General features: G+C 33.8%; 23 protein-coding genes. 18 read left to right on the forward strand and 5 right to left on the reverse strand.

All coding sequences use genetic code 11. From position 1 onward, the window contains the following. Positions 1–177: 177 nt before the first annotated feature. The 3 genes from ABW636_RS19910 to ABW636_RS19920 all read left to right on the forward strand — a co-directional run bounded on the left by ABW636_RS19910 (position 178) and on the right by ABW636_RS19920 (position 4,185). Complete coding sequence (locus ABW636_RS19910; RefSeq protein WP_367591843.1) at positions 178–2,673, forward strand: T9SS type B sorting domain-containing protein; 2,496 nt, start codon at positions 178–180, stop codon at positions 2,671–2,673. 11 nt (positions 2,674–2,684) lie between these two features. After that, the gene (locus ABW636_RS19915) at positions 2,685–3,551 is read left to right on the forward strand and encodes a DMT family transporter (RefSeq protein WP_367591844.1); all 867 of its coding nucleotides are present in this window, start codon (positions 2,685–2,687) and stop codon (positions 3,549–3,551) included. Positions 3,552–3,648: 97 nt separating this feature from the next. After that, complete coding sequence (locus ABW636_RS19920; protein ID WP_367591845.1) at positions 3,649–4,185, forward strand: hypothetical protein; 537 nt, start codon at positions 3,649–3,651, stop codon at positions 4,183–4,185. A 60-nt stretch (positions 4,186–4,245) separates the two neighbouring features. On the opposite strand, the gene ABW636_RS19925 is transcribed toward ABW636_RS19920, so the two are convergent. From ABW636_RS19925 to ABW636_RS19940, 4 genes are all read right to left on the reverse strand, one after another. After that, the gene (locus ABW636_RS19925) at positions 4,246–4,944 is read right to left on the reverse strand and encodes an RluA family pseudouridine synthase (protein WP_367591846.1); all 699 of its coding nucleotides are present in this window, start codon (positions 4,942–4,944) and stop codon (positions 4,246–4,248) included. A 35-nt stretch (positions 4,945–4,979) separates the two neighbouring features. Further along, complete coding sequence (panB, locus tag ABW636_RS19930; RefSeq protein WP_367591847.1) at positions 4,980–5,798, reverse strand: 3-methyl-2-oxobutanoate hydroxymethyltransferase; 819 nt, start codon at positions 5,796–5,798, stop codon at positions 4,980–4,982. A gap of 161 nt (positions 5,799–5,959) precedes the next feature. Continuing rightward, a complete protein-coding gene (locus tag ABW636_RS19935) occupies positions 5,960–6,484 on the reverse strand; it encodes a helix-hairpin-helix domain-containing protein (RefSeq protein WP_367591848.1) in 525 nt (174 codons plus the stop codon). Positions 6,485–6,497: 13 nt separating this feature from the next. Beyond that, positions 6,498–7,424 carry an OmpA family protein gene (locus tag ABW636_RS19940; RefSeq protein ID WP_367591849.1) on the reverse strand — a complete coding sequence of 309 codons (927 nt, stop codon included), beginning with the start codon at positions 7,422–7,424 and terminating at the stop codon, positions 6,498–6,500. Positions 7,425–7,771: 347 nt separating this feature from the next. Here ABW636_RS19940 and hisG point away from each other — a divergent pair, with 347 nt between their 5' ends. From hisG to rpsA, 15 genes are all read left to right on the forward strand, one after another. Beyond that, on the forward strand, positions 7,772–8,629 hold the full coding sequence (gene hisG, locus ABW636_RS19945; protein WP_367591850.1) for an ATP phosphoribosyltransferase: 858 nt from the start codon (positions 7,772–7,774) through the stop codon (positions 8,627–8,629). Between the two features lie 17 nt (positions 8,630–8,646). Further along, on the forward strand, positions 8,647–9,930 hold the full coding sequence (gene hisD, locus ABW636_RS19950) for a histidinol dehydrogenase (protein ID WP_367591864.1): 1,284 nt from the start codon (positions 8,647–8,649) through the stop codon (positions 9,928–9,930). Between the two features lie 79 nt (positions 9,931–10,009). Then, complete coding sequence (gene hisC, locus ABW636_RS19955; protein WP_367591851.1) at positions 10,010–11,059, forward strand: histidinol-phosphate transaminase; 1,050 nt, start codon at positions 10,010–10,012, stop codon at positions 11,057–11,059. A gap of 9 nt (positions 11,060–11,068) precedes the next feature. Then, entirely contained in the window at positions 11,069–11,995 is a 927-nt protein-coding gene (locus ABW636_RS19960; protein WP_367591852.1) for a DUF2167 domain-containing protein, read from the forward strand. A gap of 19 nt (positions 11,996–12,014) precedes the next feature. Further along, positions 12,015–13,151 (forward strand): bifunctional histidinol-phosphatase/imidazoleglycerol-phosphate dehydratase HisB, encoded by a 1,137-nt coding sequence (gene hisB / locus ABW636_RS19965; RefSeq protein WP_367591853.1) that lies wholly within the window; start codon positions 12,015–12,017, stop codon positions 13,149–13,151. Between the two features lie 71 nt (positions 13,152–13,222). Continuing rightward, positions 13,223–13,807, forward strand: coding sequence for an imidazole glycerol phosphate synthase subunit HisH (gene hisH / locus ABW636_RS19970; RefSeq protein ID WP_367591854.1), 585 nt, complete (start codon positions 13,223–13,225; stop codon positions 13,805–13,807). Between the two features lie 32 nt (positions 13,808–13,839). Beyond that, positions 13,840–14,196, forward strand: coding sequence for a four helix bundle protein (locus ABW636_RS19975; RefSeq protein ID WP_367591855.1), 357 nt, complete (start codon positions 13,840–13,842; stop codon positions 14,194–14,196). Between the two features lie 39 nt (positions 14,197–14,235). Continuing rightward, positions 14,236–14,967 (forward strand): 1-(5-phosphoribosyl)-5-[(5-phosphoribosylamino)methylideneamino]imidazole-4-carboxamide isomerase, encoded by a 732-nt coding sequence (hisA, locus tag ABW636_RS19980; protein WP_367591856.1) that lies wholly within the window; start codon positions 14,236–14,238, stop codon positions 14,965–14,967. Continuing rightward, positions 14,960–15,301 carry a tRNA-binding protein gene (locus ABW636_RS19985; protein ID WP_367591857.1) on the forward strand — a complete coding sequence of 114 codons (342 nt, stop codon included), beginning with the start codon at positions 14,960–14,962 and terminating at the stop codon, positions 15,299–15,301. The genes hisA and ABW636_RS19985 overlap by 8 nt, the downstream gene beginning before the upstream one ends. A 1-nt stretch (position 15,302) precedes the next feature. Further along, positions 15,303–16,058, forward strand: coding sequence for an imidazole glycerol phosphate synthase subunit HisF (gene hisF, locus ABW636_RS19990; protein WP_367591858.1), 756 nt, complete (start codon positions 15,303–15,305; stop codon positions 16,056–16,058). A gap of 90 nt (positions 16,059–16,148) precedes the next feature. Beyond that, positions 16,149–16,745 carry a bifunctional phosphoribosyl-AMP cyclohydrolase/phosphoribosyl-ATP diphosphatase HisIE gene (gene hisIE / locus ABW636_RS19995; protein ID WP_367591865.1) on the forward strand — a complete coding sequence of 199 codons (597 nt, stop codon included), beginning with the start codon at positions 16,149–16,151 and terminating at the stop codon, positions 16,743–16,745. Between the two features lie 97 nt (positions 16,746–16,842). Then, positions 16,843–19,620, forward strand: coding sequence for a T9SS type B sorting domain-containing protein (locus ABW636_RS20000; RefSeq protein WP_367591859.1), 2,778 nt, complete (start codon positions 16,843–16,845; stop codon positions 19,618–19,620). A gap of 3 nt (positions 19,621–19,623) precedes the next feature. Further along, positions 19,624–20,541: a PorP/SprF family type IX secretion system membrane protein gene (locus tag ABW636_RS20005; protein ID WP_367591860.1), complete on the forward strand. Its 918-nt coding sequence runs from the start codon at positions 19,624–19,626 to the stop codon at positions 20,539–20,541. After that, positions 20,542–22,641 (forward strand): OmpA family protein, encoded by a 2,100-nt coding sequence (locus tag ABW636_RS20010; protein ID WP_367591861.1) that lies wholly within the window; start codon positions 20,542–20,544, stop codon positions 22,639–22,641. It begins immediately after the preceding gene. 417 nt (positions 22,642–23,058) lie between these two features. Further along, positions 23,059–24,747, forward strand: coding sequence for a 30S ribosomal protein S1 (rpsA, locus tag ABW636_RS20015; RefSeq protein WP_367591862.1), 1,689 nt, complete (start codon positions 23,059–23,061; stop codon positions 24,745–24,747). Here the strand turns inward: rpsA and ABW636_RS20020 are convergent. Continuing rightward, the coding region (locus ABW636_RS20020) for an ISAs1 family transposase (protein ID WP_367591863.1) at positions 24,744–25,362 on the reverse strand (619 nt) is incomplete at its 5' end. The two genes, rpsA and ABW636_RS20020, sit on opposite strands and share 4 nt — an antisense overlap.

Here is a 25,362-nt window from a genome sequence, read left to right on the forward strand (position 1 = left end):
TTTTTTTGTGCGTATTAAGTAATACAATAGGTAAGCATAAAACAATAGCCATGTCTAAAGCCTTGTAAGTTAGGATAGGGTGTATGGTTTTTGGTACGTTTTATATGTAATAAATAAAGTCATAGGATTGGAATACACGACTTTGTTTTAACATTATTTATTGTAAAGTACATACATATGAAGTTAAAAGAAGGATTAGAAAAAACGTTTTTGTTGTTTTGTGTTTTTAGTTCTTTAATTTTGAAATCTCAGTCAAATGTCACCATAGATGATCAACAATTTACTGTACAAGAGTTGGTAGAAGATGTATTGATAGACAGTCCTTGTGCGGTTGTAGAAAATATCACTTTTTCTACAGGAACGGCTCAAGGTTTTAATGGGATTGGATATTTTGAAGCAAATAATTCTAATTTTGAAATAGAAAGAGGGGTTATTTTAAGCACTGGTATTGCAATTAATGCTAGAGGACCAAATAGTGCTATATTAGTCGATGGCAATGATGCAGGATGGGGAGGAGATACCGAATTGGGTGCAATTACGGGAACTTCATCATTATTTAATGCTACGTACATTCAATTTGAATTTGTTCCAACTATTGATTTTATAAGTTTTGACTTTTTATTTGCTTCAGAAGAATATACACAAAGCTTTCCATGTATTATTTCAGATGTTTTTGCTTTTATACTCACAGATTCTGCTGGTAATTCTCGCAATCTTGCTGTAGTACCGGGAACAAATCCACCCGTACCAATAAAGGTAACAACGGTACACCCAGGAGTGGATTTAAATAATGATGGTGATTTTAATGACGATGGAGGAAACAATTCTGAATGTCCACCTCAAAATGAAAATTATTTCAATACAAAAATTCCTCAAGGCAATACAGGTGCTATAAACTTTAATGGGTATACAGAAGTATTAACAGCATCAGGCAGCGTAGTAGCTAATGAAAGATATACTATAAAATTGGTTATTGCAGATCATGGAGATACATCGTTCGATTCTGCAGTGTTTCTGGCCGCAGGAAGTTTTGATTTAGGAGGTGATCTTGGGGATGATCGAACTATTGCTGGAGGTAACCCTGGATGTTTAGGAACTCCCATAGTATTAGATGCAACTTTGGGAACGGGTGCTACTTATAACTGGTTGAAAGACGGTAACCCGTTAGTTCCTGGAGACGGTACGACTATATTATCTGGCGGTGCACGGTTAGAAGTAACTCAAGATGGTACATATAGCGTGAACATAGATATTTCTGGAGGTTGTAATACGACTGAATCTGTAATAATCGAATTTGATACACCACCAAACGTACAAAATCCGGTTACTCTACTACAGTGTGATAATGATACCGATGGTTTTTCGTTGTTTAATTTGTCAGAAGCTAATACGTTAGTTTCTAATAATGCTGCGAACGAGGTTTTTACCTATTATTTAACCGAGCAACAAGCAATTAATGGAACAGTGACTGGGAGAATTAATAATTTTACGGCATATCCAAATCCAACAATCACAAACAGTACGGTATATGCAAGAGTAGAAACTACGTATTGTTTCGAAGCTGCTAGGGTTGATTTACAGGTTTCTACCACACAAATTCCAGCTAATTTTAATCTGACCTATACCTTATGTGATAATAATGATAGTGATCCTACAGATGGAGTGGCAACATTTAATTTTAGTGATGCTACCGCTCAAATTGAACAATTATTTTCTTCTGGACAAAATTTAACCATTCGATATTATCAGAATGAAGCAGACGCTTTGTCAGAACAAAATGCTATTGCAGATATATCCAATTATCGAAATGAATCTTCTCCAGCCAATCAAAACATATATGTTAGGGTAGAAAATGGAATTGCCAATTCTTGTCTTGGGTTAGGAGAACATATCACTTTGGTTGCATTGCCAATTATCCCTATTCCTATTGAAGATGAATATGCTGTGTGTCTGGATGCTGATGATACCTTTATTAATTTAGTGCCTACAGACGAGATCGATACTGGTCTAATTACTGCAAACTATACTTTTAAATGGTATACGGGTACATCGCAAACCCCTCAAAACGAAATAGCCGGAGAAACACAACCGTCTTTTTTGCCAGATACTCCTGGGGTGTATACTGTGGTGGCAACAGATATTGTTACAGGATGTGAACTGTCAAAATCAACAGAAGTAGTGGCTTCTTATCCTCCAGAAAGTGCTTCTACAGAATTATTATCAGGAGCATTTTCTAACAATGCAAAGATAAAAGTTACTGTAGTAGGAAATGGTCAATATGAATTTAGAATTGATAATGGAGATTGGCAAGAATCTAATATCTTTGAAGGTGTTTCTAGAGGAGAACATATGGTTTATGTTCGAGATGTTAAAATGTGTGGTGAGTTAGCGGTCGAAGTAGAAAAAATTGTGAGCCATCCTGAGTATTTTACTCCTAATGGAGATGGTTTTCATGATTTATGGGATATAGAAGGTAGTGAAAATGTAACCATATTAGATGTGACTATTTTTGATAGATATGGTAAATTGCTGGCAGATTTAGGAGCATCAGGCATTTGGGACGGAACATACAACGGAAATGTATTGCCATCTAGTGACTACTGGTTTAGAGTACAATATATAGAAGAAGGAATTACCAAAGAATTTAAATCAAGTTTTTCATTAATACGATAAAAAAATAAAGATTGGCAAAAGGGCAAACCACACATGTAAGAAGTGTATTAGAGTTAAATCTGGCTATGCTTTTTATAAGCACTTCGGGGGTATTAGGAAGACATATAGATATGCCAGTGCCAGTTATTATATGTTTTAGAGCGATTTTGGCCGGTTGTATCTTATTTCTGTTTTGTAAATGGAAAAAAATTTCTTTTAAAATAGAAAGTAAAGATCGCCTTTCTGTTATTGCAGGAGGTATCTTAATGGGATTGCATTGGATTACTTATTTTTACTCCTTAAAAATGTCTAATGTTGCTATAGGAATGTTATCCTTGTTTACATATCCTGTGATTACATCTTTTCTAGAGCCCTTGGTGTTAAAAGTAAAATTTCAAAAAATGCATTTGGTTTTAGGAGCATTGGTTTTGATCGGAATTTATTTTTTAGTCCCTGATTTTAGTTTAGAAAATAGTTATGCAAAAGCGGTTGGAGTAGGAGTGTTTTCTGCATTTTGTTACGCGCTAAGAAATTTAATCATGAAAACTAAAGTAGGTGTATATCACGGTTCAATGTTAATGTGGTATCAGTTGGTGATTATGTCGGTACTATTATTACCAGCCATTTTTATTATGGATAGCTCTCGAATTGTATCACAATTGCCATATATTCTTGTGTTAGCTTTGCTTACGACTGCGATAGGGCACACCATGTTTTTGTATAGTCTTAAGCGATTTTCGACTACCACAGCAAGTATTATAGGTAGCGTTCAGCCGGTATATGGTATCATTTTAGGGATCGTATTTCTAAAAGAATATCCAGAATACTCCACGATAATTGGTGGAATATTAATTCTAACATCTGTGGTTATAGAAAGTGTAAGATCTTATAAAAAATGACCATATTTTTGGAGTAAAATTCTGGTATTTTCTAAAAAAGTATATCTTCGTGTTTCTGAAATTAAGATTTTTTTAACTTTTTAACCCAGATTTATTTATGAAACTCAAATTTTTAATCTGTTTTTTTGCTTTAGCAATGTATGTAACATCATGTTCCAAAGATGATGATTCTAATTCTACAAACACTACAGAAACTGAAGAGCTTATCTCTGTTTTTTCTGACGTCGAATTTTCATTAGATGATTCTGCTCGTTTTTATGCCACAAGTACAGGAAGAATGTATGGTGCGTCAGCAATTGATAGTGAAACTTCTAAGATTATCGATTTAGTAGGCGATAGTAATCAAGCATTTATTGCGTTTTCTAGCCCTTCTGCCGTAAATGAAATTGCTAATGGTACAGTAACAAAAATTCAACATACAAATGTTTCTATGACAGTAGCAGAATTTGATGCTATTAAAGATTCAAAGGCTTTAGCAGCAATAAAAGTAACAAATGATAATGATAGTGTAGGTTTGTCAGATTATAAGAATAACATTATCCTTTTTGAAAATGCTGATGGGAAAAAGGGAGCTATTAAGTTGAAAGCAATTAATGCGACAAGACTTCTAGTTGATATAAAAGTTGTAAAGTAATATGGTTATTTTATAGAATAATTGTAACTAAAAAACTTCTTACAATAGATAAGAAGTTTTTTAGTTACAATTATTCCAAACAGGATCTGGAGGAAGAGGAGCTGTTATGATAAGTGTCTCTTTTTTTACAGGGTGAATAAAACTAAGTTTTCGAGCATGTAAATGAATACTACCATCTTTATTACTGCGATCCGCTCCATATTTTAAATCACCTTTAATAGAGCAACCAATACTAGAGAGTTGTGATCGAATTTGATGATGACGGCCTGTATGCAGGTCAATTTCTAAAAGATAATAATTGATAAGTTTTTTTATTTGCCGATATTCTAAAATAGCCTGCTTACTATCGGGAACTTTTTTTAGGTTTGCGTATGATTTGTTTTGTTTTGGGTTACGTTTTAACCAGTGTGTCAAGGTATCCTGCTGTTTTGGAGGAGCGTTTTTAACCACAGTCCAATACGTTTTTTTAGCATCTTTGTTTGCAAATAAAGCATTGAGTCTAGTCAATGCCTTGGTTGTTCTTGCAAACACAATAATACCACTAGTAGGACGATCTAATCTGTGTACCACACCTAGAAATACAGCACCGGGTTTGTGATATTTGTCTGCAATATATTCTTTAACAATATCACTAAGAGGTTTGTCACCAGTTTTGTCTCCTTGTACAATGTCTCCAGGGCGCTTGTTAACAATAATCAAATGATTATCCTCATATAAAACCTGAAGATTGTTTTTGTTTGAAAGTATTTTTATAGACAATGTATCGAGATTAAAAATAATAAGAATAAGTAGAACTAATATTGCTCATTTTCATTCGGAAAATTAACCGTTTTAACATCGGTAACATATTGCTTGAAAGCATTTGTCATATCGCTATATAAATCTAAGTATCGCCTAAGAAACCGAGGATTAAATTCGTGTGTCATCCCTAGCATATCATGAGTCACTAGTACTTGTCCATCAACACCATTTCCTGCACCAATACCTATGACAGGAATTGTTAAAACCTCTGCAATTTCCTTTGCTAGTTTTGCAGGTACTTTTTCTAGTATAATAGCAAAACATCCTATTTTTTGTAACACCAGTGCATCTTCTTTTAGTTTTTTTGCTTCTTCTTCTTCTTTGGCTCGAACGGTATAGGTTCCAAACTTGTAGATAGATTGAGGAGTTAGTCCTAGGTGCCCCATCACGGGTATTCCTGCATTCAGAATTCGTTTAATAGATTCCTTAATTTCTTTACCGCCTTCTAGTTTAACAGAATGCCCTCCCGATTCTTTCATAATTCGTATAGCAGATCGCAATGCTTCTTTAGGGTCACTTTGATAACTTCCGAATGGTAAGTCTACAACAATCAGTGCACGATCAATAGCACGTATTACAGAAGATGCATGGTAAATCATTTGATCTAGTGTAATAGGAAGCGTTGTCTCATGACCTGCCATGACGTTCGAGGCAGAGTCGCCTACCAAAATAACATCGATTCCTGCACCATCTACGATTTTTGCCATGGTGTAATCATAAGCGGTGAGCATAGATATCTTTTCTTTATTGGCCTTCATTTCGACCAAAGATTTTACAGTAACTCGCTTATAATCCTTTTTTGCTACAGACATATGTAATTTTTTATGTGATAAAAGTAAACAATTACAAATTGGGTGGCAAACGTATTTTATTTGGATTGTTACTGTTTTCGTTAAAATGAAAGAATGATATCGTAAGAAAGAAAAAGAGGGCGTCATCACACCCCCTTTTTCTAATGTTTTATTTTTTCTTGTTATTTGTTTTCTTTTAGTTTACTGGCTTGTTTTGTCCAGTTATCTCTCTCGATTCTACCAGGAAAGAACTGAATCAATTCTGTAACAGTGTCGATGTCTTCTTTGGTAAATTTACTAATTTGTTCAAAGGTGTAAATACCAATACTATTTAGCTTTTCTTCTATAAATGGCCCTACACCACTAATAAGTTTTAAATCATCTTTTTCAGAAGCATTTGCTTTTCCAAAACTTTCAAAGTTTAATGTTGGTTTGGGTTTATTATCTTCAGATGGCATTCCTCCATGATCCATTGTTTTAATAGCTTTGACTTTATTCTCGGCAGAAGTATTGGTGCCAGAGAAAGTAGAGTTAGCCTTTTCGTAAGGTTTGTTTTTAAGAAGATCGTTCATTTTTTCGCACTCTTCTAGGGCCGATTTGTATTTGTTTTTAAGGGCCCATTTAGATAATAACCAACCTAGCAAAAAAGCTAGAAATAATAATAATAGTAGACACCACCAGTTTACTTCGTTTAAAAAATCTAACATAGTTTTAGTTGTTTTAGTTTACAGATATTTCTATTCTTCTATTTTTTGCTTTGTTTTCGTCACTGTCATTAGGAACGATTGGACTTAACTCACCTTCGGATAAAGCTTTTATTTTTTCCTTGGGAATTCCTTGAGAAATAAAATGTTGTTTTACATTATTTGCTCTTTGTTGTCCATACCATAGGTTTGCTTCCTCAGTGCCTACATTATCTGTGTGCCCCGTGACTGTAATAACTTCATCAGGATGTTTATCCAGGTAACTTTTTAGTTCTAATGTATAATTTGATAATGTTGCGTCTGGTTGAAAAGTCTTTTGCCCAAATTCTGAGTATAATACTTTGTCGGTAATGCTCTTTTCGACTTCGGCAAGCCTTTCTTTGTTTAAGGTGTTAAATTTTAAATCAATCCCACCGTTATAGTTTCCATCAGTATCGTACTCATAATTTTTTTGAAGCTCTTTGGTCACAATTCGATCAGGGTTTATTCCAACTTCTACCAGTAGATTTTTTATAAAATTGGCTCTTGTTGCTCCATATTCCAGGTTTTGATCTCTTTCAGATGTATTTTCATATCCATAAATGATTAATTCCTGATCTTGATGTTGACCTAAATAATCCGCTATTTTTGTACCAAAGTCTTGTAAAGAAGCTGGGATAAAAACATCTCCATTTTCATTGTTAATTTTTAAGTTATCGGGATACCTAAAAATGTCTTGATCTTCGAGATCTTTTACAAACAAGCCTGACATCATTTTTTTTGCGGCAGCGATGCTGTCCTCTAAAGCTTTTTTTGCCAAAGCTTCTGCTTCAAGATTTTCTTTTTCGTTGACCACTGTTGTAGAATTAGTAATATCTTTTGCGCACCAGTCGCAAGAATAGTACCACCACATTGCTAGCCAGGCAAACAATAAGAAAATGAGTAATGAAATTAAATTTTTCATATGTTGTTGATTAATGTTAGTGTATTAAAGTTATAAAATTGTTTATTATCAACCTATTATGAAGAATATTTTCTAAAGATTTATAAGGCTATAAAGATGAATAGCAAAAAAATAAGTTCAAATGCGTTTCAGAAAAAAATATTTTTTATAAATTCGCGTCGTATTTACGAAATCAATGAAAAATAAAAATTTACATCATCATCATTCTTACATTTTCGCTCAGGCGTGGTAGGTGTGATATGTGTATAAAACATATTAATAAAGTAACCCGTTTGAGCAAGTTCAGACGGGTTTTTTGTTTAGACAAACCTTGTTTTTTTGAATAGCTTAAACACAACAAAAGTAACATGTCAAAAATTAAAATTGCGATCCAAAAAAGTGGACGCCTCAACGAAGATTCTGTAAAAATATTGAAAGACTGTGGGATTTCTATTGATAATGGAAAGGATCAGCTTAAAGCCGAAACTCGTAACTTTCCTATGGAAGTTATGTTTTTACGTAATGGGGATATTCCTCAATACCTAAGAGATGGAGTAGTAGACATTGCGATTATAGGAGAGAATGTGTTGATCGAAAAAGGAAAAGATATAACAATCGCAGAGCGTTTAAATTTTTCTAAGTGTAAAGTTTCTTTGGCGGTACCCAAAGAGTTTGAGTATAACTCTATAAAAGATTTGGATGGGAAAAGGATTGCTACATCCTATCCTAATACGGTTAAAGAATATTTAAAAAATAAGGATATCACAGCAGAACTACACCAAATATCAGGCTCTGTAGAGATTGCACCTAATATTGGTTTGGCAGATGCGATTTGCGATATTGTTTCTAGTGGTAGTACTTTATTTAAAAATAACCTAAAAGAAGTAGAAGTAATGCTTACTTCTGAAGCTGTATTGGCGGTGTCTCCTAAAATATCAGAAGAGAATAAAAAACTACTCGAAAAATTACAGTTTAGAATTAATGCAGTTTTAAAAGCAAGAAATTCTAAATACGTATTATTAAATGCTCCTAATGATAAGATAGAAAATATTGTTAGAATATTACCAGGTATGAGAAGTCCAACGGTACTTCCGTTAGCAGAAGAGGGGTGGAGCTCTATTCATACTGTAGTAGAAAAGAATAAGTTTTGGGATATTCTTGATGAACTAAAAGAAGAAGGAGCCGAAGGTATTTTGGTATGCCCGATAGAAAAGATGGTTTTATAGATAATAACAGTAGTAATATGCAAAAGATATATAATCCAGATAACAATACTTGGTCAGAGTTACTTAAAAGACCAACTCAGACAGTGGCTGATATAGAGAGCATTGTTTTAGGAGTTTTTGATGAAGTCAAAGCCAATAGAGATATTGCTATTAAAAAGTATACCGAAAAATTTGATAAAGTAGCTTTGGATACATTACTGGTTACAGATAGTGAGGTGGAAGAAGCAAAAAGATCAGTAAGCCAAGAATTAAAAAATGCCATTCTTTTAGCAAAGTCGAATATAGAAGCTTTTCATACTGCTCAAAGAACTGATAAAGTTGCTATAGAAACTACAGATGGAGTAGAATGTTGGCAGGAGAAAAGACCCATACAAAAAGTAGGATTGTATATTCCGGGAGGAACAGCACCATTGTTTTCTACTATATTAATGTTGGCAATTCCTGCAAATATTGCAGGTTGTAAAGAAATTGTACTATGCTCACCTCCAGATAAGGAAGGAAAAATTAATCCTGCTATATTGTACACTGCTAATTTATGTGGTGTAACAAAAATATGTAAAGTAGGAGGTATTCAGGCGGTAGCTGGGATGACATTCGGTACAGAAACCATTCCCAAAGTATACAAAATATTTGGACCAGGAAATCAATTTGTAACCGTTGCCAAGCAGTTAGCTACCAAATTTGGCGTAGCAATCGATATGCCAGCGGGTCCAAGTGAACTTTTGGTCGTTGCCGATGATACAGCCAACGCATCTTTTGTTGCTTCAGACTTGCTAAGTCAAGCAGAACATGGTAAAGATAGTCAAGTGATTTTGGTCTCTACATCAAAAACATTGATAGAAAAAGTAGAAAATGAAGTTACTAAGCAATGTAATGTATTGCCAAGGCGTGAAATTGCAGAGGCGGCCATTGCTAACTCTAAACTGATTTATGTTGAAGACCACACCCAGGCTTTAGCATTGATTAATGAATATGGACCAGAACATTTTATTATTTGTACGTCTAATGATGATTTTTATATAAATAATATAGAAAATGCAGGATCTGTATTTATAGGAAATTATACACCAGAAAGTGCAGGGGATTATGCTTCGGGAACCAATCATACATTGCCTACCAATGGATACGCAAAACAATATAGTGGTGTAAACCTGGATAGTTTTATGAAATCAATGACATTTCAGAAAATAACAGAAAAAGGAATCGAAAATATAGGAAATGCAATAGAGTTGATGGCAGAAGCAGAAGGGCTACATGCTCATAAAAATGCAGTAACCTTACGATTAAATAGTCTAAAATAAGAATATATAATTAAGTACATTATACAAGGTTTAGACACTTATTATTAATTACTCTTGGCATAATACTTTTAAACAAACAATGAACGCGATACAATTTAATATAAATACTATAATTCGAGAAAATGTAAAAGGCCTAAAGCCATATTCATCTGCTCGTGATGAGTATGTTTCTGACGGTACAAATATGGTTTTTCTAGATGCAAATGAAAACCCTTTTGAGAATGGAGTAAACAGATATCCAGATCCTCAACAAAGAAACCTAAAGGCAGTACTTGCAAAACAAAATGGAGTGCTACCAGGTAATATCTTGCTTGGTAATGGTAGTGATGAAGTGTTAGATCTTTTGTATCGAGCTTTCTGTGAACCTGGTATTGATAATATTATTACGTTGCCACCTACTTACGGAATGTATAAAGTGCTGGCTAATATTAATAATATTGAAGAACGAGAGGTTTTGTTGTCAAATGATTTTCAGCCTAACGTTACCTCTATTTTGGAAGCTACAGATGAAAAATCAAAAATAATTTTTCTTTGTTCTCCTAATAACCCTACAGGAAACTCCTTTTCTGAAGAATGCATTTTTAGAATTCTGGAAAACTTTAAAGGAATAGTAGTTATAGATGAGGCGTACATTGATTTTTCTGATAAAGAAAGTTGGATTTCGAGAATTAAGCAATATCCAAACCTGATTATAACTCAGACATTGTCAAAAGCATATGGATTGGCAGGTATTAGATTGGGGTTATGTTATGCTTCTGAAGAAATAATTGATGTTTTAAACAAAATTAAACCGCCTTATAATGTGAATGAACTTACGCAAAAAAGGGCTTTAGAACGTGTTTTAAACGAGGATCAGGTACGATCAGAGGTAACGGCTATTTTGAAAGAAAGAGCAACTTTACTAAAAACATTAGATCAGATAAGTTTTGTAGAAGAAGTATATAAAACAGATGCTAATTTTGTGCTGGCAAAGGTCGATGATGCAGATGCAAGATATGATCAGTTATTAAAAGCAGGAGTTGTAGTTCGTAATAGAAGTACGCAACCTTTGTGTAAAAATACATTGCGTTTTACTGTGGGGACAGAAAAAGAGAATAAAAAATTGATAGAAGTATTAAAAACTTTATAAATATAACAAATGGGGGAATTTACAATTAAGGGATTACTGTTTTTTTGGATTTGTTTACAGACGAGTAACAGTTGGTCTCAAGAAGAACAATCTAGAACAGAAGAGTCAACAAATGAAAAAGAATTACTTTTGGCATTTCAAAAGTATAGCGATAGTATTAATAATACATTTGATTACCAAACAGGAAGTGTGGTTTTAGAAGGTGATTTGGCGTTATTAAATGTTCCGACGGGATATAAGTTTTTGAATAAAAAACAAGCGGCATATGTGTTGTCTGATTTATGGGGAAATCCTCCTTCTGGAAACGAAGGTTTGTTAGGGATGTTGGTAAAAGAAAATGAATCACCAGTAGATGTTTCTTATGCCGTAGAAATTTCTTATTCTGAAGAAGGATATATAGAAGATGATGATGCAGATGATATAGATTATAATGAATTACTGGAAAGTATGCAAGAAGATACAAAAAGCGTAAATCCAGAAAGAAAAAAACAAGGATATCCAACTATCGATTTAATAGGGTGGGCAGCCAATCCTTTTTATGATCAACAAAATAAAAAATTACATTGGGCAAAAGAACTTAAATTCGAGGGTGAAGAAGAAAATACCTTAAATTATAATATAAGGGTTTTGGGGCGTAAAGGTTTTATTAATCTTAATGTGATTGGTACTATGGGAGTTTTAGATGATGTTACTGCCAATTTAAATCCAGTTCTGGGTAGTGTTAATTTTAAAGAAGGGTACCGATATGAAGATTTTGATTCGAATATAGATGAAGTAGCTGCGTACGGAATTGGTGGTTTGATAGCAGGAAAAGTATTAGCTAAGGCTGGTTTTTTTGCATTACTTCTTAAATTTTGGAAATTTATTGCAATAGGACTGGGAGGTTTGTTTGTGGCCTTCAAAAAAAGAATATTAGGTAAAAAAGAAGAGGCATAAATTAGATATGTCAAATATTATGAAAAAGAAAGTATTATTTATAGATCGTGATGGTACGATCATCAAAGAGATAGATGACGAGCAAATAGATGCGTTCGAAAAAATGATTTTTTATCCAAAGGCATTTACCTATTTAGGTAAAATTGCTAAAGAACTGGATTATGAATTGGTAATGATTACTAATCAGGACGGATTAGGCACAGAGTCTTTTCCAGAAGATACTTTTTGGCCGGTTCACAATTTCATAATGACTTCATTCGAGAACGAAGGAGTTGTTTTTGATAAAGTATTTCTGGATAGAACCTTTCCGCATGAAAATGCAAATACAAGAAAACCACGTACAGGATTACTTACCGAGTATTTTTCTGAGGATTATGACCTAGAAAACTCTTTTGTTATTGGAGATCGATTAACAGATATGGAATTGGCAAAAAATCTGGGATCCAAAGGGATTTTTATTAATGATCATACCAATCTGGGTACTAGAGAAGTTACAATTGAACAAGACGAGCTAAATAATTTTATCGCCATAGAAACGAATGATTGGCAAAAGATTTATGAGTTTTTAAAACTTAATGATCGCACTGCCGAAATTTCTCGCAAAACCAATGAAACAGATATCTATATAAAATTAAACCTCGACGGTACCGGTAAAAGCGATATTGCTACTGGTTTAGAGTTTTTTGATCATATGCTGGATCAAATTGCACGTCATGGGCAAATGGACTTGGATATAAAAGTGAAAGGTGACTTAGAAGTTGATGAACACCATACCATCGAAGATACAGCAATTGCATTAGGTGAGGTGTTTAGCAAAGCTCTGGGGAATAAACTAGGGATCGAGCGCTACGGTTTTTGTTTGCCAATGGATGATTGTTTGGCGCAGGTAGCAATTGATTTTGGAGGAAGGAATTGGTTGGTTTGGGATGCCGATTTTAAAAGAGAAATGATTGGTAAAATGCCTACAGAAATGTTTTATCATTTTTTTAAATCATTTACAGACGGAGCCAAAGCTAATCTAAATGTAAAAGCAGAAGGAACCAACGAACATCATAAGATAGAAGCAATTTTTAAGGCGTTTGCAAAAGCTATTAAAGTTGCAGTAAAAAGAGACCCCGATAAAATGGTATTACCAAGTACAAAAGGAGTTTTATAAATATACATGAATTAAGAAGGAAGAGTGATTGAAATTGGTCATAAATCCGAAATCATAAATCTGAAATCAAATTGAAAATAGTAATTATCAATTACGGAGCAGGAAATATTCAATCGATTAAATTTGCAATTCAACGGTTGGGATATGAGGCGATATTAAGCGATGACCCAGAGGTTATTAAAGCTGCTGATAAGGTGATTTTTCCTGGTGTAGGAGAAGCTAGTAGCGCAATGAGTAAATTAAAAGAATCGGGACTTGATACGTTGGTGCCAGAGCTAAAACAGCCTGTATTAGGGATTTGCCTTGGGATGCAACTTATGTGCAATCATACCGAAGAGGGTGATACAAAAGGATTAGGGATTTTTGATGTTAATGTAGTGCGATTTAATCATGGAGTAAAAGTACCACAAATCGGTTGGAACCAAATCGAATCGCTTAATTCTGTTTTATTTAATGAAGTAGAAGAAAAAGAATATATCTATTTGGTGCATAGTTATTATGCTCCTGTTACCAAAGATACGGTAGGACAAACGCAATATGGTGTTACCTATACTACAGCTTTGCAAAAAGATAATTTTTACGGCACCCAGTTTCACCCAGAAAAAAGTAGTGTTACAGGGGAGAAAATTCTTTTGAATTTTCTTAGTATCAAGTAAAGAGTACATAGTTGTAAGTTTTATAATTGAAAATGAATAAATACCAAGAATTAAAAATATGGAATAAAGCAATGAAATTAGTTGAACAAGTATACTCTCTCACAAAATTGTTACCAGATGAAGAAAAGTTTGGTTTGATAGCTCAAATCAAACGGAGTAGTGTCTCTATACCATCAAATATTGCCGAAGGAGCGGGAAGAAATTCAAGCAAAGAATTCGTTCGGTTTTTAAGTATTGCTAATGGTTCAACAACAGAACTAGAGACTCAGTTAATTTTAATTACAAGATTAAAATTTGTTGCAAAAGGAAAAATTAAAGAAATATTAGAGTTATGTGCTGAGCTTAAGAAGATGAATTATGCATTACAGAGAAGTATTGAAAAAACTTAATACTTTGTACTCCATACTAATAACTAGATACATAAAACAATGAGAATCATACCAGCAATAGATATCATAGATGGAAAATGTGTGAGGCTTTCTAAAGGAGACTATGATACAAAGAAAATATATAACGAAAACCCACTTGAAGTAGCAAAAGAATTTGAAGCGCACGGAATCCAATACCTGCATTTGGTAGATTTGGATGGGGCTAAATCAAAGCATATAGTAAATCATAGTGTTTTAGAACAAATAGCTACCAAAACAAACTTAAAAATTGATTTTGGAGGTGGTTTGAAAACAGACGAAGATTTAAAAATTGCTTTCGAAAGTGGGGCAAATCAAATAACAGGAGGAAGTATTGCGGTAAAAGATGCCGAAACTTTTAAATCCTGGATTACCAAATTTGGGAATAACAAAATAATTTTGGGAGCTGATGCTCATAATGAAAAAATTGCTGTAAGCGGATGGCAGGAAGAAAGTGATGAAGAGTTAATACCTTTTATACAAGGATATCAAAAGGAAGGAATCTCTTATGTGATTTGTACCGATATAAGTAAAGATGGAATGTTAGAAGGTCCTTCTTTTGATTTGTATGCAAAGATTTTATCGCAAACAAACGATCTTAAATTAATAGCTTCTGGAGGGATTTCTACATTTGATGAATTGCCTAGACTTGCAGAATTAGGTTGTGAAGGTACTATTATCGGGAAAGCAATTTATGAAAATAGAATTAGTCTAAAACAATTAGAGAATTATATTCTTAATAATCATGAGTAAAGAACAAATATCCTGGAGTGATTTTTCTAAAATAGATATACGAGTTGGTACCATTCTTACTGCAGAAATTTTTGAAGAAGCTAGAAATCCTGCCTATAAGTTGAGTATTGACTTTGGAGCTCTAGGTGTAAAAAAGTCTTCAGCACAGATTACTAAGTTATACCAACCCGAAGATATTGTAGGGAAACAGGTAGTTGCAGTAGTTAATTTTCCTCCAAAGCAAATTGCTAACTTAATGAGTGAGTGCTTGGTTTTAGGAGGATTAGGAGAAGATAAAGAAGTAATATTGTTACAAACGGAAAGAAACGTTGAAAACGGCACTAAAATCGCTTAATATGTTAACAAAAAGAATTATACCGTGTCTGGATATTAAAAATGGAAGAACCGTAAAAGGTGTTAATTTCGTAGATTTAAGAGATGCAGGTGACCCAGTAGAATTAGCACAAATATATTCTGAAACTGGAGCCGATGAATTGGTGTTTTTGGATATTTCTGCTACCGAAGAAAGAAGAAGAACTTTGGCAGATTTGGTGCTTAGAGTAGCAGAGAAAGTGAATATACCATTTACCGTTGGTGGAGGGATTTCTTCTATAGAAGATGTAGATATATTATTACAGAATGGTGCAGATAAGGTTTCTATAAATTCGTCAGCTGTAAAAAATCCTCAGTTGATCAATGATTTATCAGGTAAATTTGGTAGTCAGTGTATTACAGTAGCTATAGATGCAAAGCAAATAGATGGAGAATGGATTGTGCATCTTGTGGGAGGTAAAGTGCCTACCGAGCTAAATTTGTTTGATTGGGCAAAAGAAGTAGAAGAAAGAGGAGCTGGAGAGATTTTATTTACATCTATGGATAATGACGGTACCAAAGATGGATTTGCAAATAGGGCACTAGCAAGGTTGTCTGCAGAGCTTAATATACCCATTATTGCTTCAGGAGGTGCAGGTAATATCGAACACTTTGTGGATACTTTTAAAGAAGGGAAGGCAGATGCAGCATTAGCGGCCAGCGTTTTCCATTTTAAAGAAATTGAAATAAAAAAGCTGAAACAAGAATTACGGAGTAATGATATTCCTGTAAGACTTTAGAAAACTGTCATAAAGTTGACTAAAAAGAAATATTAATTAAAATACCCGTAAAATACCATCTTTAAAAGAAATATGGTTGGGGAAATGGCCATGAAAATAGACTTTAATAAAAATCAAGACGGACTGATACCAGCAATTATTCAGGATGCACTAACAAAAAACGTATTGATGTTAGGGTATATGAATCAAGAAGCTTATGATAAAACAATAGCAACAAATAAAGTAACCTTTTTTAGTCGTTCTAAACAACGCTTGTGGACCAAAGGTGAAGAGAGTGGTAATTTTTTGAATCTTGTAAGTATCAAAAATGATTGTGATCATGATACATTGTTAATTACTGTAAATCCAGCTGGCCCAACTTGCCATACTGGAACAGGTACTTGTTGGGGAGAAGATAATAATCAGGAGTTTGGTTTTTTATCAGAATTAGAATCTGTAATCAAGAACAGAAAAGAAAATAAGGAAGATGAAAAGTCGTATGTAGCTTCTTTATTTAGAAAAGGAATTAACAAAATAGCGCAAAAGGTTGGAGAAGAGGCTGTAGAGGTTGTTATTGAAGCCAAAGATGATGATGAAAACCTTTTTCTAAATGAAAGTGCGGACCTGTTGTTTCATTATTTAATCTTACTACAAGCCAAAGGATATGCATTAAATGATATTGTAGAAGTTTTGAAATCAAGAGGCTAAAAGAAGAGATAGATTGCAGTAGTTTCAGTAAAAACAACTCATTGTTATTATTTTATTAAGATTTATTTAATAATTTAGCTCTCTAAATCTATCAATTTTGAAACTAACAAATGAGAAACTAGTGTTTTTGGGGAAAAAACTAGTTATTTTAAGCATCTTGTTTGTATCATGCTATCATTCTTATTCACAATGTAATCAGGTGCTTCCTGATATTACACAATGTGATATGGAGAATGTAGATTTTGATATAAATGGTGATCCAGACGGTATTATAAATATTTATATAGAAACCGGTACTACAGTAGTAGATGGTGTTTGGTCTATAGACCCAAGGTTTACTAGTGCTTTTGATCCTGCCACTGGTAACTTGGCTATGTGGGCGTTGCAAAACTCGACAACCTTAAGCAATATAAATGATTATACCTTCGAGTTAAGAAATGCCACCTGTGGTACAGACCCTGCAATGACAGTTAGGCTTGTTTTAGGCCCTTATTCTGGAGTTGCTTTACCTCCTTTTGGGATTAATAATATAAATGTTGAAACTTGCGATGAAGGACAGTTTGATCTTTTCGAAGCTTTAGTGTCAGATTCAAGAATTCCGCCACCACACCTTAATGGAGTATGGGAGTACAGAGGGACTAGTCCTAATTTTATAGCAATTAATGATGGACATTTATTTAATGCAGAAATTCCTTACCAACCAGGATTACCATTAGTAGATCAAGAAGTTTTTGAGGTGTTTTATGTAGTGCCAGGAATGACTCCTTGCGATCCTGTTCAGGAAACCACTATCAGAATTTCTGTAGTTAGACAGGTTGATCCGGGAACCGCAAATCCAACACAAATTTGTGAAGATGATATATTAGCAGGATTGTATGATGCTGATATAAACCTTAGAGATGATGCTTATCTTGTAGGAGAAGATAATGAAGGGGTGTGGAGTGCTGTTGATGATCCAACCATGCAAATTTCTAATGAACAAGATTCTATGGTAAACCTAAGAGAGGTGTATGATGATCTTATTGATGGTGGAAATAATTTGAGATTTGGTTGCGCTACATATAACTTTACTTATACAGCAGAATCACGATCAGCTGTTTGTAATGATATGTCTACATCCATTCCTTTTACGTTTTATGAGCAAGTAAGACCTTTTATACAAATTAACTTACCTCAGTTATGTATTAATAGAGATCCATCAACTTTTGATTTGTTCTCTACATTAGACTTTGCGGTAGAAGGAGGGCAATCTTTTGTATATAATAGTGATTATAAAACGAATTGGAGATTGGTTTCTGGCCCTTCTGATCTGGGGTTATTAACATTAAGTGATGAAGATTATTCTCATAGAGGAAAAATTAGTGTTGTTAATGCACAACCCGGGACCTATATTTTTGAATATGGGGTACACCCCAATATAAATTGTGATGCAACTAATACTTTATGTGATCCATTTGCTAGTATGGGCGACCTTAATTATTGTCCACATCCTTGTCCTGCAGAATCTACTTTGGTAAGTATAGATATTTTAGCGTTTGATTATGCAGGAGAAGATACCATAGATGTTCATCTATGTGAATCGTTAGGGCAGGTAGACCTTGTAACTCTTTTAAATACTAACGGGAGTACCGTGGCTACCACTGGTGTATGGACAGATGGAGCAGGTACAATTACCAATCCATTTGTGTTTCCTAATATATCTGGTTCACAAACGTTTAATTTTACCTATACGACCAATAGTGTAGATGGTTGTATTGATGTTGCGGATTTAGAGTTTACTATTTATGCGGAGTCTAATGCAGGTACAAGTAGTACAATTACGGTTTGTTCTGATGATCTTACAGTAACACTTTTTGATCTTTTAGGAGGTAACCCAGATACAACAGGAAGTTGGACCGGTCCTTTTGGATATAACTCTAATGGAGATCATTTGGGTGTTTTTGATCAGGATGACACCATGTTACCTATATTAGGAGAAGGTGTTTATACCTATACAGTACCCGGTAGTGCTGGATGTGCAAGTACAGATGAATCAACAATAACTGTTTCTATTGTAAGCCCGGTTACTATTGGGACCGATAGAAGTGAAACCTTTTGTAAACTAGATGGTCGTGTGAATTTGTATTCTCTTTTAGATAGAGATACGCCAAGAACTGGTGTTTTTGAAGATACAGATAATACCATGGCGCTAAGTGCAGATGGAGTTTTAGAGTTCGAAACACTTACCAATGATATTTATGATTTTAGGTATGTGATAGCAAATACACTACCATGTGATGAATCATCTCTAATTGTATCTGTGCAGATTGTGGACTTACCCATACCTAATGTACCTGATCCAGAGTTTTGTATTTTGGATGCAAAACGACTAGAGGATATAGAGGTAGATGTTTTAAATTATAATTGGTATGATGCGTTGGAAAGTGAAACACCTATAATAGATAATCCTTTGTTATTTGATCAACAAGTTTATTATGTAGCTACCGTGGATGCTGATAATTGCGAATCAGAACGCCTTGAGGTTAAGATTACTATTTTAAATACTGGAGAAAAATTTAAAAACGGAGAGTTATGTACACTGGATTTTCAAGATGGGGTATCTCCTAATGGTGATGGGCAAAATGATACGTTTGATTTGATGATTGACGAAACGTATAATATACCAGAAGCGTTTCCTGATTTCGATTTAAAAATTTATAACCGATACGGTAGTCTGGTGTACGAAGGAAATATCGATACAGAGGAGTTTAGAGGAGGAAGTAACGTTTCGTTGAGTTTGGGTGATGACCTTCCTACAGGAACTTATTTTTATGTTTTTAACCCTAATTTTGAAAATAATTTACCAATTCAAGGTAGTTTTTACCTAAGCAGATAAACCATGAAATTAAAGTTAATTTTTATACTAACGGTAGTTTTCTGCTCGGTAACATATGCCCAGCAAGAACCTCAATATTCGCAATATATGTATAATATGAGTACAGTAAATCCAGCTTATGCCACAGGGCAGAGCGGTTTGATTTCTACTGGACTTTTATACAGGAAACAATGGACAGGTATAGAAGGATCTCCTCAAACAGCAAACGTATTTGCAAACATTCCTATGAGTGATAAGATAGAGTTGAGTGTTAATTATGTAAATGATAAAATAGGAGATGCAATCCCTGTAACCAATGATTATGTTAATGTTGATTTTGCATATATAACCAAAATTTCTGATCAGGCAAGATTATCCTATGGATTAAAAGCAGGTATCAATAGCTTAAAAATAGATCCATCCAATTCTGATGTGATTAGCGATCCAGCTTTTGCTAATAATACTGCTACTACCAATCTAAATGTAGGAGCAGGAGTATATCTGTTTACACATAATTTTTATGCTGGTGTTTCAACACCTAATTTGTTGCCTAGCAGTGTGGATATTGATGGTGTTGGAGTGGCAGAAACTAAAACCCATATATATGGTATCCTAGGATATGTTGTTGATATTTCTGATGAAGTAAAATTAAAGCCATCTACTGTGATAAAACAGGTAATAGATTCTCCTTTAACTTTTGATTTTTCATTAAATTCATTGTTATATGATAAGTTTGAATTAGGAGTTTCGTATCGATATACCGATTCTTTTATAGCATTGGCCGGATTTAATATCACTCAGAACCTTAAAATAGGGTATTCTTATGATTTTAGTGTTAGTGATCTAGGCGATTATAATGACGGAAGCCACGAAATTATATTACTTTTTAATTTCGATCTACTTAATTTTAGTAATAAATATTCTTCACCAAGATTCTTCTAAATGATAAAGATTAAGATAACACTGATATTGACTGTACTGATTACTCAGTTAGCTTTTTCGCAGAAAAAAAGTAGAGCAGACCGTTTTTTTGAAAAAGGAGATTATATAAATGCGGCACTTCAATACGAAGAAGAATTAAACCAAGAAGGGTATTCGAAACATATTCTTAATAATATTTCGACTTCTTATTATAATACATTTCAATATAAACAAGCGTATAGATATTTAAAAATACTGACAGCAGGTAAGTTTTATGAAAGTGACAAAACCTATGATCCTAAGTATGATTTTATGATGTATCAAGTACTTTCTGCGTTAGGGAAGTATGAACGATCTCTGGATTATCTTGAGAAATACAATACAGAAAAAGAGATTACGGATTTTAACAAAAAAGATGCTATTGCGATTATAGAAGATTTTAAGTTAAAAGATGATGACTATACAATAGATCGGGTTTCTTTTAACTCTGAGGCTTCAGAATTTGGAGCAGTTAAAAGAGATAGTAGTATCTATTTTACTACAGATAGAACAGCTTATAGTCCTTTGGATAAAAAATTTAAATGGACACATCGTCCCTTTTTAGATATTTATAAAGTAAAAGTAGATAAGGATAATAAACCCGTTTCAGAAGTAGAAACTTTTTCCAAAGAAGTGAATTCGAAACTTCATGAGGGTAATTTTTGTTTTACCAGTGATGGAAATACTATATATATATCCAAAAGTAATTCTGAAAAAGGAAAAAAGAAATTTGATAGTATTCATGCTAATGCTATTCACCTATATAAAGCGGTTAAGGTAGAAGGAGAATGGTCAAAACCAGAAAAACTGGTTTTTAATGATGTGAATTATTCGATAGAGCATCCGTCGTTAAGTAGCGATGGTAAAACATTGTATTTTAGTTCTAATATGCCGGGAGGTTATGGTGGCTTTGATATCTATGCTGTAGCGGTAAACGAAGATGGTAGTTATGGTAACCCAGAGAATTTGGGAGCAAAAATTAATACCAGTCAAAGAGAGCAATTCCCTTTTGTGTCAGACGAAGGACATTTGTTCTTTTCTTCTAACGGGCATTTAGGGTTAGGTATGATGGATATATTTGTTGCTAAACTAATTGAAGATGAGTTTGCTAGTCCTATCAACCTGGGAGCACCAATTAATTCGAGTTATGATGACTTTTCTTTGACGTATTACAATGAAACAAAAGGTTTCTTTGCTTCTAACCGTTCTAAAAAAGGAGATGATATTTATGCGTTTGATCAGATAGGAGATATTTTTCCTAGAGAATATATGGCGCGTTTTGAGGTACGAGATTTTGCAACTGATAATTATATAGCAAACCCAGAAGTTGTTTTGTTTGATGCAGATAAGAAAGAAGTATATAAGAATCAATTAGATTCTATTGCTGGTTTTGATATGAAGCTTTTTCCTGGGCGTTACGATTTTAAGGCTTCTGCAAAAGGTTATAAAACGAGAACGAAACCTGTTGTTGTAAAGGAAAAAGATGAAGCGGTGTATGTAATTTATTTGGATAGGGAAAGTAGTGAAGATCTTGTCGAAGATGTACAGAATCCTAATGACAATAAAGATAAAAGCACCGAGAGCGATATTGTAAACGAAGAGAATAGTAATACACAGACCGCGACCAAAGAAAAGGTAAAAGAAACCGAAATTAATAAAGTGAAACTTAGGGAGATGCTTCTTGCTGATAAAAAGGGACCTCCGGTAATTGAGAAAAATGGTAAGTTATACTTTGACTTACCACCTATATATTTTGACTATGATAAGTGGAATATACGAGCAGATTCTAAAAAAGTATTAGACGAATTTGCTTTGAAATTAGAAAAATATAAAACTGTTTATATTAGAATTGGATCTCATACGGATAGTAGAGGGACTGATTCATATAACCAAGTGTTATCAGAAAAGAGGGCAGAATCTACAAGAAACTATTTGGCTCTTATTGGATATGTTAATGCGAGAAGAATGCAATTCCAGGGATTTGGAGAAAGCCAACCTTTGATAGATTGTGATACAAAAACATGTACAGAAGATGATCATCAAATCAATAGAAGGAGTGAATTTGAGATTGTGAAGTTTTAAACAAACATCTCATTGTTTTTTTAAGAGAAAGATGTGATCTTATTGTATTTAATAGACTGAGATAAGTTTGTTGGAAGTTATCATTTTATGTCATAAGCTATTTATATAGAAAGTTTATGAGAATAAGGTTTGTGTAGAAATTAAGAAGAAAGGTGTTTATGGATACTGTTGTTAAGATTGAAGTTCAGGATTTAGGAAAGAAATTCAATTATCAAAACTAAATAATCAGTAAAACTAACAAATAGAGGTTTTTATAAACTCTTTATGTGTTTGTTTTCTAATAAATTAAATTGTACTTTTGCACTCCTTTTTAGCGAGTAAGAGAATTAAAAAGGGATCAATTTAATTTAAATTAATACTTCTGTATAATTTTCGCATTGATTCTCAATAATATACAGGATACAAATTTTATCTTCAATGTCTGAAGAAACAAAAAACACAGATGTTCAGGAAGTAGAAGCTGCAGTAGTAGCAGAGACTCCTCAACAAGCAAATCCTGAGCAATTTCTAAAAGATTTTAACTGGCACAACTACGAAGAGGGTATTGATCCTATCGCAGATTCAAAACTTGAAGAGTTTGAGAAATTAGTGGCAGAAAATTTTGTTGACACCTTAAATGATGAAGTAGTAGAAGGAACTGTAATCAATATTACAGATCGTGATGCGATCATCGACATCAACGCAAAAAGTGAAGGTGTAATCTCATTAAACGAATTTCGTTACAATCCTAACTTAGCGGTTGGTGATAAAGTAGAAGTATTAATTGATGTGCGTGAAGATGCTACAGGTCAGTTAATCTTGTCTCACCGTAAGGCTCGTGTAATCAAAGCATGGGATAGAGTTAATGGAGCACACGATACAGGAGAAATCGTAAACGGTTTTGTAAAATGCAGAACTAAAGGAGGTATGATCGTTGATGTATTTGGTATCGAAGCATTCTTACCAGGTTCTCAAATCGATGTGAAGCCAATTCGTGATTATGATGCATATGTAGGGAAAACAATGGAATTTAAGGTGGTTAAGATTAACCATGAGTTCAAAAATGTTGTTGTTTCTCATAAAGCGCTTATCGAAGCAGATATCGAAGAGCAGAAAAAAGAAATTATTGGTCAATTAGAAAAAGGTCAAGTATTAGAAGGTACTGTTAAGAATGTTACTTCTTATGGTGTATTCGTTGATCTTGGAGGAGTTGATGGATTAGTACATATTACAGACCTTTCTTGGTCTAGAATTAATCACCCTAATGAAATCGTTGAGCTTGATCAGAAGCTAAACGTAGTAATCTTAGACTTTGATGAAGCTAAGACACGTATTCAGTTAGGTCTTAAGCAGTTAAAGCCACATCCGTGGGAAGCTCTTGATCAAGACCTTAAGGTTGGTGATAAAGTAAAAGGTAAAGTTGTTGTAATCGCAGATTACGGTGCGTTTATTGAAGTAGAAGAAGGTGTTGAAGGATTGATTCACGTTTCTGAAATGTCTTGGTCTACTCACTTACGTTCTGCACAAGATTTTGTAAAAGTAGGAGATCAGGTAGAAGCTGTTATTCTTACTCTTGATAGAGAAGAGCGTAAAATGTCTCTTGGTATCAAGCAATTAACTCCAGATCCTTGGACAGATATTACTTCAAAATACCCTGTAGGTTCTAGACACAGCGGTATTGTGCGTAACTTCACTAACTTTGGTGTATTTGTAGAGTTAGAAGAAGGTATCGATGGATTAATTTACATCTCTGATCTTTCTTGGACTAAGAAAATAAAGCACCCATCAGACTTTACAAATGTAGGAGATACATTAGAAGTTGTAGTTCTTGAGTTGGATGTTGAAGGACGTAAATTAAGCCTTGGACATAAGCAAACAGAAGATAACCCTTGGGATAAATATGAAACTGAATTTGCATTAGGTACTAAGCATACTGCAAAAATCAGTGATATTGTAGACAAAGGTGCTACGATCGAATTTAATGAAGATATCGTTGCTTTTGTTCCTTCTCGTCACCTTGAAAAAGAAGATGGAAGTAAGTTAGGTAAAGGAGATGAAGCAGAATTCCAAATTATCGAATTCAATAAAGAATTCAAAAGGGTAGTTGCTCAGGGCAATTTCATTTAAAACCCTAAGATTTTTTCTCTGTATTTAGTATTCAACAATGCTTTGAGTCGTTTTTTGTTTTTACTTTTCTTGAAGGTTTGTTCTTGATTTAGAAGAGTTAATACAATTTTCATGATCACATTCATGTTTTCAGGGGTGTTTTCTGTTCTTTTTCTTGAATAGTCCTCTCCAAAAATCACATCCAAAGACCAATGTAATTTGTTTTCTATACCCCAGTGACTTCTTACTATATCATTGGCTTGCTGTGCATTTAGATTCAGGTTTGATATATAGTACCGAGTTTCACAAGCTGTTTTTTTTGTACTTTTTGAGTAACTTTCTTTCTCTATGACTATGAAAGAATAAAGATCTTTCCATTGGTTAGCCTTTTCAAAGTGGGTTAAGTTGTTGAATACTTTTGCTGTACGTTTCTCTACCCTTCCATGATCAACATTCTCTGTGATATCAACACTATAAGGTTTCTCTAACTGATCAGTATCTTTGATCGCTTCCCATAATTCCTTTTGATTACCTTTAGCAGCAATAACATAGTTAGCTTTTTGGTCTACTATAGTCTTTACTATTTCTCTTTGGCAGCCCATTGCATCAATAGTGAGGGTACAACCTGTAAGGGAT

The organism is Aquimarina discodermiae (assembly GCF_040786235.1).
Classification (GTDB): Bacteria; Bacteroidota; Bacteroidia; order Flavobacteriales; family Flavobacteriaceae; genus Aquimarina.

What these genes read in the sequence shown, in the direction of transcription:
- ABW636_RS19910 (WP_367591843.1), top strand. Translation starts at nt 178, where the DNA reads ATGAAGTTAAAAGAAGGATTAGAAAAAACGTTTTTGTTGTTTTGTGTT.
- ABW636_RS19920 (WP_367591845.1), top strand. Translation starts at nt 3,649, where the DNA reads ATGAAACTCAAATTTTTAATCTGTTTTTTTGCTTTAGCAATGTATGTA.
- panB (WP_367591847.1), bottom strand. Translation starts at nt 5,798, where the DNA reads ATGTCTGTAGCAAAAAAGGATTATAAGCGAGTTACTGTAAAATCTTTG.
- ABW636_RS19935 (WP_367591848.1), bottom strand. Translation starts at nt 6,484, where the DNA reads ATGTTAGATTTTTTAAACGAAGTAAACTGGTGGTGTCTACTATTATTA.
- ABW636_RS19940 (WP_367591849.1), bottom strand. Translation starts at nt 7,424, where the DNA reads ATGAAAAATTTAATTTCATTACTCATTTTCTTATTGTTTGCCTGGCTA.
- hisG (WP_367591850.1), top strand. Translation starts at nt 7,772, where the DNA reads ATGTCAAAAATTAAAATTGCGATCCAAAAAAGTGGACGCCTCAACGAA.
- hisD (WP_367591864.1), top strand. Translation starts at nt 8,647, where the DNA reads ATGCAAAAGATATATAATCCAGATAACAATACTTGGTCAGAGTTACTT.
- hisC (WP_367591851.1), top strand. Translation starts at nt 10,010, where the DNA reads ATGAACGCGATACAATTTAATATAAATACTATAATTCGAGAAAATGTA.
- ABW636_RS19960 (WP_367591852.1), top strand. Translation starts at nt 11,069, where the DNA reads ATGGGGGAATTTACAATTAAGGGATTACTGTTTTTTTGGATTTGTTTA.
- hisB (WP_367591853.1), top strand. Translation starts at nt 12,015, where the DNA reads ATGAAAAAGAAAGTATTATTTATAGATCGTGATGGTACGATCATCAAA.
- ABW636_RS19975 (WP_367591855.1), top strand. Translation starts at nt 13,840, where the DNA reads ATGAATAAATACCAAGAATTAAAAATATGGAATAAAGCAATGAAATTA.
- hisA (WP_367591856.1), top strand. Translation starts at nt 14,236, where the DNA reads ATGAGAATCATACCAGCAATAGATATCATAGATGGAAAATGTGTGAGG.
- ABW636_RS19985 (WP_367591857.1), top strand. Translation starts at nt 14,960, where the DNA reads ATGAGTAAAGAACAAATATCCTGGAGTGATTTTTCTAAAATAGATATA.
- hisF (WP_367591858.1), top strand. Translation starts at nt 15,303, where the DNA reads ATGTTAACAAAAAGAATTATACCGTGTCTGGATATTAAAAATGGAAGA.
- hisIE (WP_367591865.1), top strand. Translation starts at nt 16,149, where the DNA reads ATGAAAATAGACTTTAATAAAAATCAAGACGGACTGATACCAGCAATT.
- ABW636_RS20005 (WP_367591860.1), top strand. Translation starts at nt 19,624, where the DNA reads ATGAAATTAAAGTTAATTTTTATACTAACGGTAGTTTTCTGCTCGGTA.
- ABW636_RS20010 (WP_367591861.1), top strand. Translation starts at nt 20,542, where the DNA reads ATGATAAAGATTAAGATAACACTGATATTGACTGTACTGATTACTCAG.
- rpsA (WP_367591862.1), top strand. Translation starts at nt 23,059, where the DNA reads ATGTCTGAAGAAACAAAAAACACAGATGTTCAGGAAGTAGAAGCTGCA.